The sequence below is a fragment of the Achromobacter sp. 1011811831 genome (genome assembly GCF_059760905.1).
The window spans coordinates 39,305-48,176 of the sequence record NZ_JCBANG010000046.1 but is presented as its reverse complement, the minus strand read 5'-3'; the positions used below and the strand labels follow the sequence as shown (position 1 = coordinate 48,176).

Here is an 8,872-nt window from a genome sequence, read left to right as displayed (position 1 = left end):
GGCCGGGGCTTTGTCATTTCAGCGCGGCGCTCCCGCAATGCCTTGGGGCGCCGCGCGGAGACGGTCACCAGGCATCAAGCCTGGGCCGCGTCCTCGGCGTGGTAGCGTCCGACGCGCTCGACTTCGTTCTTCGAGCCCAGGATCACGCTCACGCGCTGGTGCAGCTGGTCGGGCTTGATGTCGAGGATGCGCTGCGTGCCGTTGATCGATGCGCCGCCGGCCTGCTCGATGAGGAAGCTCATCGGGTTGGCCTCGTACATCAGGCGCAGCTTGCCGGCCTTGCCGGGCTCGCGCGCGTCCCAGGGATACATGAAGATGCCGCCGCGGGTCAGGATGCGATGCACGTCGGCCACCATCGAGGCGATCCAGCGCATGTTGTAGTCCTTGCCCAGCGGACCGGTCTTGCCGGCCAGACAGTCGTCGATGTAGCGCTTGACCGGGGGAGCCCAGTGGCGCATGTTCGACATGTTGATCGCGAATTCCTTGGTGTCCTCGGGCACGCAGATGTCTTCGTGCGTCAGGACCCAGGAACCCATCTCGCGGTCCAGCGTGAAGCCGACCACGCCGTTGCCGATGGTCAGCACCAGCATGGTCTGCGGGCCGTAGACGGCGTAGCCGGCCGCGACCTGTTGCTTGCCGGGCTGCAGGAAGTCGGCTTCGGTCACCGGGGCGCCGGCCACGTGGTGCGGAGCGCGCAGCACCGAGAAGATGGTGCCGATCGACACGTTCACGTCGATGTTCGACGAGCCGTCCAGCGGATCGAACAGCAGCAGGTATTCGCCCTTGGGGTAGCGGTTCGGGATCGGATGGATGGTTTCCATCTCTTCCGAGGCCATGGCCGCGAGGTGGCCGCCCCATTCATTGGCTTCGAGCAGGATCTCGTTGGACAGCACGTCCAGCTTCTTCTGCACTTCGCCCTGGACGTTCTCGCTGTCCAGGCTGCCCAGCACGCCGCCGAGCGCGCCCTTGCTGACCGCGTGGCTGATGGCCTTGCAGGCGCGCGCCACCACTTCGATGAGCAGGCGCACCTCGGGCGCGAGGGCCTGGGCGGAGCGCTGTTGCTCCACCAGGTATTGGGTAAGGGTTTTGCGTTTCAAGAGGGTCTCCCTATGCTGCGAATTCCAAGGCTTTGGATACGATTTCCTGCACGTTGCGCGACAGGCCGTCCTGCGCGCGCACGCGTTGCAATGCTTCTTTCATGGGCGCGCGCAGCGCCGGCACATAGCGCGACCAGTTGTCCAGCGCGCGCGCCAGGCGGGCGGCGATCTCCGGATTGAGCGCGTCCAGCGCCAGCACCTGATCGGCCCAGAACGCGTAGCCCGAGCCGTCCGGGTGATGCATGCCGCGGGCGTTGTTCAGGCAGAACTGGAAGATCAGCGCGCGGGCGCGGTTCGGGTTGCGCAGGGTGAAGGCGGGATGCGCCATCAGTTCGCGCGCGCTCTGCACCGTGGTCGAGCGGGCCGTGGCCTGCAGCGCGAACCACTTGTCGATCACCAGCTGGTTGTCCTGCCACTTGTCGTAGAAGGCGGCCAGCGCCTGCTGCGGATAGTCGCCCTGGCCGTAGTTGATCAGCGCGGATAGCGCGGCCATGCTGTCGGTCATGTTGTCAGCCGACGCGTACTGGTGCTCGGCCAGGCGCTGGGCGTCCTGGTCGCCGGCGGCCATCAGGTGCGCCAGCGCCAGGTTCTTCAGTGCGCGCTTGCCGGCGGGCTCGGGCGCGGGGCTGTATTCGCCCGGCGTCTGGTTGGCGTCGAAGGCGGCGCGGAACTCGGCGGCCAGCTGGCGGCCCAGTTCGGCGCGCAGGAAGTCCCGGGCCACCGACAACGCCGGGGGATCGACGGCGGCCATGCGTTCGGCCAGCGTCTTTTCCGAGGGCAGGGCCAGTGCGCGGGCGCGGAACGCGGCGTCGATCGCGGGATCGGTCAGCAGCGCGCGCCAGGCGTCGATGAAGGCGGGGTCGGCATGCAGCGTGCGGCCGGCCTGGCGCGCCTCGGCCAGCGCCAGGATCTGGCGCGTGGCCAGTTCCTGGCCGGCTTCCCAGCGCGCGAAGGGGTTGGCGTCGTGGGCCGAGAGCAGGGCCAGCTCGGCGTCGGTCCAGTCATACTCGACGATCACCGGCGCGGAGAAGTCGCGCAGCAGCGACGGCACGGGCGCTTCGGCGATGCCGTCGAAGGTCCATTGCTGGCTTTGCGTGGTCAGCTCCAGCAGCGCGGTATCCGACATCTTGCCGTCATGCTTGAGCGGCAGGGCGCGGCCCTGGGCGTCGAGCAGACCGATGGCGAAGGGGATGTGGTAGGGCGCCTTGGCGTAGTCCGCGCCAGCCTTCCTTTCGACGCCGACGGGCGCGCATTCCTGGCTCAGCGTGACCGTGCAGCGCTGCGCGGCGGCGTCGTGCTCGAGCTTGACCGTCACGCGCGGCGTGCCGGCCTGGCGGTACCAGCGGCGAAACACCGACAGGTCGCGGCCGGGATGCTGGCGCACGTAGACCGACTCCATGGCGGCGACGAAGTCGTCGCAGGTCACGGCCTGGCCGTCATGGCGGCGGAAGTACTCGTCCATGCCGGCGCGAAAGCCCGCCTCGCCCAGCAGCGTGTGCTGCATGCGGATGACCTCGGCGCCCTTTTCGTACACGGTGGCCGTGTAGAAATTGCCGATCTCCTGGTAGCTTTCCGGGCGGATCGGGTGGGCCATGGGGCCGGCGTCTTCCGGGAACTGGGCGGCGCGCAGCGCCACCACATCGTCGATGCGCTTGACCGCGCGGGCGCTGGCGGCGGCGGCCTTGTCCATGCCCTGCGCCATCATGTCGGCGCTGAATTCCTGGTCGCGGAAGACGGTCAGGCCTTCCTTCAGGCTGAGCTGGAACCAGTCGCGGCAGGTGACGCGGTTGCCGGTCCAGTTGTGGAAATACTCGTGGCCGATGACCGACTCGATGCCTTCATAGTTGGCGTCGGTGGCGGTCTGGGCGTCGGCCAGCACATAGGCCGCGTTGAAGATGTTCAGGCCCTTGTTCTCCATCGCCCCCATGTTGAAGTCGTGCACGGCCACGACCATGAAGCGGTCCAGGTCCAGCTCCAGCCCGAAGCGGGTTTCGTCCCAGCGCAGCGCGCGCACCAGCGAATCCAGGGCCCATTCGGTCTTGTCTTCCGAGCCGGGATCGCTGTAGACCTGCAGCAGCACGTCGCGGCCGCTGGCGGTGCGCACGGTGGTTTCGCGGTGCGTGAGCTTGCCGGCGACCAGCGCGAACAGGTAGCAGGGCTTGGGGAAGGGATCTTCCCATTCGACTTCGTTGCGGCCGTCGGCCAGCTGGCGCGAGGCCAGCAGGTTGCCGTTGGACAGCAGCATGGGGTAATCGGCGGCCGCCCGAAGCGTCACGCGGTAGCGCGACATCACGTCGGGGCGGTCGGCGAACCAGGTGATGCGGCGAAAGCCCTCGGCCTCGCACTGGGTGAAGAAGTTGCCGCCCGATACGTACAGGCCCATCAGCGTGGAGTTGGCGGCCGGCTTGCAGCGGCTGACGATCTCGACCGTGGCCGTTTCAGGCAGGCTGTACAGCGCCAGGCTGTGCTCGGACAGATGGTAGCGGTCGGCGGGCAGCGGGCTGCCATCGACGCCTACCGACACGAGTTCCAGCTCCTCGCCGTCCAGCACCAGGGCCGCGTCGGCGCTGGCGCCGGGCTTGCGCCGCACTTGCATCACGCAACGCACTTCGGTCGATTCGGGCGCCAGGTCGAAGCCCAGCGAGACTTCCGGAATATCGTAGGGGTAGGGCTGATAATCCTTGCGGTATACGGTTACGGGCGTGTCAGTGCGCATGGGATCCCAGTCCTTTGTGAACAAGCGCCTATTGTAGTGGCTGGGCATGCCCCAAGGGGCGGCGGCCGGCATGGGCTGCCTCGGCAAGGCCTGACCGCGCAAACTTTCGGCGCCTGCCATAGTCCAATGTCAGTATCATGGCGCCGTAGTGCGTAGAGGAGCTGCAAATGTCCGGGACATCGATTTTCAACATGGGTCGCCTGGCCGGCCTTTTCGCTGTGTCGGGGGCCATGCTCCTGAGCGGCTGCGCGGCCCCGACCGTGGCGGCGCGGGTCACCTCATTCCAGCAATGGCCAGCCAGCGTCGAGGGGCAGTCGTACCAGTTCGTGCCGGCCGACGCCTCGCAGACGAATAATCTCGAATACCAGTCGTTCCAGGACATGGTGCGCGCCGGCATAGGCGCCACTGGCCTGGTCGAGGCGCAAGCCGGCGCCAAGCCGCGTTTCGATGTGTCATTCACATATGGCACGTCGCAGACCCAGGTCATGGTTCGCCGTCCGTATGATCCGGGTTTCTACGGCGGTTATGGTTACGGCCCTGGCGGCTATTACGGTCCGCGGCCCTGGGGCGGCGGTTTCGGTTATTGGGGCCCCGATTGGGTGGACGTGCCCATGGTCGTGCAGCGCAATGCCCTGAACCTGCTGATCCGGGACGCTCAGCGGGGCGGCGCCGAGGTCTACCGTTCCAGCGCCTATGTGCTGAGCGACGGCGACAATCTGCTGCGCACCATGCCATATCTGGTTCGCGCGATATTCGACAATTTCCCCGGCAATAACGGCGCTGAACGCGAGATTCAATTCCCCGTGCAGTAAGCAGCCATCGCCAGTAAATACTCAAGATAAAAAAATAGGCGCACCAAAATGGTGCGCCTATTTTAATTTCATACTAAAGAATAGGTTTTCTTATTCTTTGATGAGAAAACTCTCGCGCGCCGCGCCGGCGGCTTCTTCCGCGGCGAGCCAACGGGGGGCCTTGCCTCGACCGCTCCAGGTCTCCCCGGTCTGGGGATGACGGTACTTGGGCGCAACGGCGCGTTTGGCGGCGTTGGCGGGGCGGGCAGCGGCGCCGGTCTTGCGGCGGGCGGCTCCACGAGCGGGTTTCGCGCCAGCGCCAAAGGCGGCGGCGATTTCTTCAGGGGTAATGTCGTACTCGCGCATCGACGTGATGATCGACGAAATCACCGGCTTGCGGCGCTTCGTCTGCAGGACTTCAGCCTTCTTTTGGAGCTTGTTGATTTCCTTCTCGATCTTTGCTTGCAGTGCTGCGTAGGTTTCTCGGGCCATGATTTATTCCTGATTATGGAACTGCTTTATTCGCCGGTGAAGACTTGTTATTTGTTATGCCCCGCATAATACCCAAATTACGTACACATTTCCCGATTTTCAGACTAATTACTTTGTATCAAAAGCGTCCGGATGCCTTCAGCCTTGCGGGTTTCGGCTTAGAACAAGTATTGGGAATACCATTCTCAAATCTAGGACGAATTGAAAAATGACCTGCTTTGATTCAAAGGGCGTGCCAATCGACGGGCCGAATCGTGGCAATGGCTCCTGTTTGTTTCATGTGATGCACAGATGTTGCGCAATCCAGGTTTTGTAATCCCTTGATATGGATGGGGTTTTGTGGGGGGGGCGTCACCCGTTCTTCTTTTGCCGCATCAAGTATGTCCATCGCCACGCCTGCCTTTGCCGAGTGCTGTTCCAGGATGCGCGCTGCATTTGATCTGGGCATTTTCGCTTTGGGCAAAGCGAAAGGAAAAGAGTGGGGGCGGCTGCTGACGGCTTTCTCTTATATGACAGTTATATGACCACTTGTCGGACGACTTTGTAAGCAAATTTATACATGTAAGATGATTGGATGGGCTATGCGCCGGCAGAATAACCGCCCCTGTCCGGTTCAGCGGCGGATAAATAAGCGCGCAAATAAGCGCGCGCGGAATTGCTTAACTGGATAGGGAAATGCCGGGTCAGTCCAGAGCCGTCGCGGGCCTTCCCGTCCATTTGCGCAATTGAGCCGCCATCGCCGCGGCGACCACCGCGCATGCGCGACGCGGGGCGCGACTCGGCGTTACGATAGAGGCTTGAGCGCCATTGCGCAGACGCGCGCCGGCGCCCCGGAAGAACCCAGAGACTCATGAAAATCACCGACCCCGCTATTGCTTCCCTGGCCACCGCCAAATCGCTGCTGCTCGACCCCTGGGGGCTGACCGAGGCGGATATGGCGCGCGCGCTGGGCGAGATCTTCACGCACAAGGTCGATTACGCCGACCTGTATTTCCAATACACCCGCAGCGAAGGCTGGAGCCTGGAAGAGGGCATCGTCAAGACCGGCAGCTTTTCCATCAGCCAGGGCGTGGGCGTGCGCGCCGTGAGCGGCGAGAAAACCGCCTTTGCCTATTCCGATTCGCTGTCGGCCGACGCGCTGCTGTCGTCGGCGCACGCGGTGCGCGGCATTGCCCGCCGCGGCGCCGGCAAGGTCAAGGTCGCGGCCCAGGTCGAGGCCGAACACGGCCGCAGCCTGTATGCCGACATCGATCCGGTCGCGACCCTCAGCGCTCCCGAAAAGGTCGCGCTACTTGAACGCATCGAACGCATGGCACGGGCGCGCGATCCCCATGTGATCCAGGTCATGGCCGGCCTGGGCGCCGAGTATGACGTGGTGCTGGTGGCGGGCAGCGACGGCCGCCTGGCCGCCGATGTGCGCCCGCTGGTGCGCCTGTCCCTGACCGTCATCGCCGAGCGCAACGGACGCCGCGAAATGGGCCACGCCGGCGGCGGCGGCCGCCTGGGCCTGGCCTATTTCACCGACGAGATGCTGCAAGGCTACGTGGAACGCGCCGTGCACGAGGCGCTGGTCAACCTGGAAGCCCGTCCTGCGCCGGCGGGCGAGATGACGGTGGTGCTGGGATCCGGCTGGCCCGGCATCCTGCTGCACGAAGCCGTGGGCCATGGCCTGGAAGGCGACTTCAACCGCAAGGGTTCCAGCGTGTTCTCGGGCCGCATCGGCGAGCGCGTCGCCTCCAAGGGCGTGACCGTGATCGACGACGGCACCATCCCCGACCGTCGCGGCTCGCTCAACATCGACGACGAGGGCAACGCCACCCAGCGCAACGTGCTGATCGAGGACGGCATCCTGCGCGGCTACATGCAGGACACGCTGAACGCGCGCCTGATGAAGACCGCCGCCACCGGCAACGGCCGCCGCGAATCCTTCGCGCACCTGCCCATGCCGCGCATGACCAATACCTACATGCTGGCGGGCGAGACCCCGCCCGAGGAAATCGTGTCCTCGGTCAAGCGCGGCCTGTACGCGGTGAATTTCGGCGGCGGCCAGGTCGACATTACCAACGGCAAGTTCGTGTTCTCGGCCTCCGAGGCCTACATGATCGAGAACGGCAAGATCACCTACCCGGTCAAGGGCGCCACCCTGATCGGCAACGGTCCGGACGCCATGAACCGCGTCACGCTGATCGGCAACGACATGAAGCTGGACTCGGGCGTCGGCACCTGCGGCAAGGATGGCCAGAGCGTGCCGGTGGGCGTGGGCATGCCCACGGTCCGCATGGAAGGCCTGACGGTGGGCGGCACGGCCTGAGCCGGATCGGGCCGGCGGGGCAGGGCGCGCGCCCGGTCCCGCCGCGGGTTGCCGCGCCGCTTGATTGCCGTCATGGCTGGCGGTTCCGTCCCGATAAACCCGCGTGACGGTCAAAAAAAATTGTGCTAGAGTCGTTTCCCATGAAATTCGCGTCCCCCGCCTTTTACTTTTATTTTTATGGTTTTCTGAAGCCGCTGGCGGAGGAAGGGACGCGCTCAATCTGAAGTTTGGAAAGAATCCCCCGAAAAAGCCGCCAGCGAACTGGCGGCTTTTTTTGCGCCGCCAGGTCCGGAAAACCCCCGCGGGAATCGTCCCTCGGGACGCATCCAGAGGGAACCATCCCGTGGCGGGCAACCCAGGAGCAGTACCGTGTCACACAATACCGATGACCTTCGCATCCGAGAAATCAAAGAGCTGAATCCGCCGGCGCACGTCATGCGCGAATTCGCCTGCACCAAGGAGGCGTCCGACACCGTGTTCGCCGCCCGGCAGGCCATGCACCGCATCCTGCACGGCATGGACGACCGCATGATCGTCGTGATCGGCCCATGCTCGATCCACGACACGCGCGCCGCCATCGAGTACGCCAAGCGCCTGAAGCCCGTGCGCGACCGCCTGAGCGCCGACCTGGAAATCGTCATGCGCGTGTACTTCGAGAAGCCGCGCACCACGGTGGGCTGGAAGGGGCTGATCAACGATCCCGAGCTGGACGGCAGCTTCGACATCAACAAGGGCGTGCGCGTGGCGCGCGAGCTGCTGCTGGACATCAACACGCTGGGCCTGCCGGCCGGCTGCGAATTCCTGGACATGATCACGCCGCAGTACATCGCCGACCTGGTGTCCTGGGGCGCCATCGGCGCGCGCACCACCGAAAGCCAGGTGCATCGCGAACTCGCTTCGGGGCTGTCGTGTCCGGTCGGGTTCAAGAACGGCACGGACGGCAATGTGAAGATCGCCGTGGACGCGATCAAGGCTGCCTCGCAGCCGCACCATTTCCTGTCCGTCACCAAGGGCGGCCATTCCGCCATCGTGTCGACGGCCGGCAACGAGGACTGTCACGTCATCCTGCGCGGCGGCAAGACGCCCAACTACGACGCGGCCAGCGTTGACGCCGCCTGCCAGGACATGGCCAAGTCCGGCCTGGCCCAGCGCATCATGATCGACGCCAGCCACGCCAACAGCAGCAAGAAGCCCGAGAACCAGCCGCTGGTCGCGGAAGACGTGGCGCGCCAGATGGAAGCGGGCGACGCGCGCCTGGTCGGCATGATGATCGAAAGCCACCTGCTGGGCGGCCGTCAGGACATGGTGCCGGGCACGCCGCTGGTCTACGGCCAGAGCATCACCGATGGCTGCATCGATTGGGATGCGTCGGTGGCCGTGCTGGAACGCCTGGCCCTGGCCGTGCGCGAACGCCGCCGCGTCGCGCTGACGTCCGGCAAATGAGTCCGGGTTGCGCCATGCGCCG

General features: G+C 65.1%; 7 protein-coding genes. 4 read left to right on the top strand and 3 right to left on the bottom strand.

The genetic code is table 11. The features are described 5' to 3' along the window. Nucleotides 1-74: 74 nt before the first annotated feature. Together AC6LJ9_RS17935 and pepN are read right to left on the bottom strand one after the other, a co-directional pair. On the bottom strand, nt 75-1,097 hold the full coding sequence (locus tag AC6LJ9_RS17935) for a class 1 fructose-bisphosphatase (protein ID WP_212318109.1): 1,023 nt from the start codon (nt 1,095-1,097) through the stop codon (nt 75-77). A 10-nt stretch (nt 1,098-1,107) separates the two neighbouring features. Further along, nucleotides 1,108-3,813: an aminopeptidase N gene (gene pepN, locus AC6LJ9_RS17930; protein WP_498148614.1), complete on the bottom strand. Its 2,706-nt coding sequence runs from the start codon at nt 3,811-3,813 to the stop codon at nt 1,108-1,110. A 167-nt stretch (nt 3,814-3,980) separates the two neighbouring features. On the opposite strand from pepN, the gene AC6LJ9_RS17925 reads away from it, so the two are divergent. Continuing rightward, a complete protein-coding gene (locus tag AC6LJ9_RS17925; protein WP_498148613.1) occupies nt 3,981-4,625 on the top strand; it encodes a DUF4136 domain-containing protein in 645 nt (214 codons plus the stop codon). Nucleotides 4,626-4,715: 90 nt separating this feature from the next. Here the strand turns inward: AC6LJ9_RS17925 and AC6LJ9_RS17920 are convergent, their stop codons facing one another. Next, on the bottom strand, nt 4,716-5,096 hold the full coding sequence (locus AC6LJ9_RS17920) for an H-NS histone family protein (RefSeq protein ID WP_212318102.1): 381 nt from the start codon (nt 5,094-5,096) through the stop codon (nt 4,716-4,718). 380 nt (nt 5,097-5,476) lie between these two features. On the opposite strand from AC6LJ9_RS17920, the gene AC6LJ9_RS17915 reads away from it, so the two are divergent. The 3 genes from AC6LJ9_RS17915 to aroG all read left to right on the top strand — a co-directional run bounded on the left by AC6LJ9_RS17915 (nt 5,477) and on the right by aroG (nt 8,850). Continuing rightward, entirely contained in the window at nt 5,477-5,620 is a 144-nt protein-coding gene (locus tag AC6LJ9_RS17915) for a hypothetical protein (RefSeq protein ID WP_498148612.1), read from the top strand. Between the two features lie 326 nt (nt 5,621-5,946). Then, the gene (gene tldD, locus AC6LJ9_RS17910; protein ID WP_103273495.1) at nt 5,947-7,407 is read left to right on the top strand and encodes a metalloprotease TldD; all 1,461 of its coding nucleotides are present in this window, start codon (nt 5,947-5,949) and stop codon (nt 7,405-7,407) included. A 369-nt stretch (nt 7,408-7,776) separates the two neighbouring features. Further along, a complete protein-coding gene (gene aroG, locus AC6LJ9_RS17905) occupies nt 7,777-8,850 on the top strand; it encodes a 3-deoxy-7-phosphoheptulonate synthase AroG (protein WP_103273496.1) in 1,074 nt (357 codons plus the stop codon). Nucleotides 8,851-8,872 lie beyond the last annotated feature (22 nt).

What these genes read in the sequence shown, in the direction of transcription:
- pepN (WP_498148614.1), bottom strand. Translation starts at nt 3,813, where the DNA reads ATGCGCACTGACACGCCCGTAACCGTATACCGCAAGGATTATCAGCCC.
- AC6LJ9_RS17925 (WP_498148613.1), top strand. Translation starts at nt 3,981, where the DNA reads ATGTCCGGGACATCGATTTTCAACATGGGTCGCCTGGCCGGCCTTTTC.
- AC6LJ9_RS17920 (WP_212318102.1), bottom strand. Translation starts at nt 5,096, where the DNA reads ATGGCCCGAGAAACCTACGCAGCACTGCAAGCAAAGATCGAGAAGGAA.
- AC6LJ9_RS17915 (WP_498148612.1), top strand. Translation starts at nt 5,477, where the DNA reads ATGTCCATCGCCACGCCTGCCTTTGCCGAGTGCTGTTCCAGGATGCGC.
- tldD (WP_103273495.1), top strand. Translation starts at nt 5,947, where the DNA reads ATGAAAATCACCGACCCCGCTATTGCTTCCCTGGCCACCGCCAAATCG.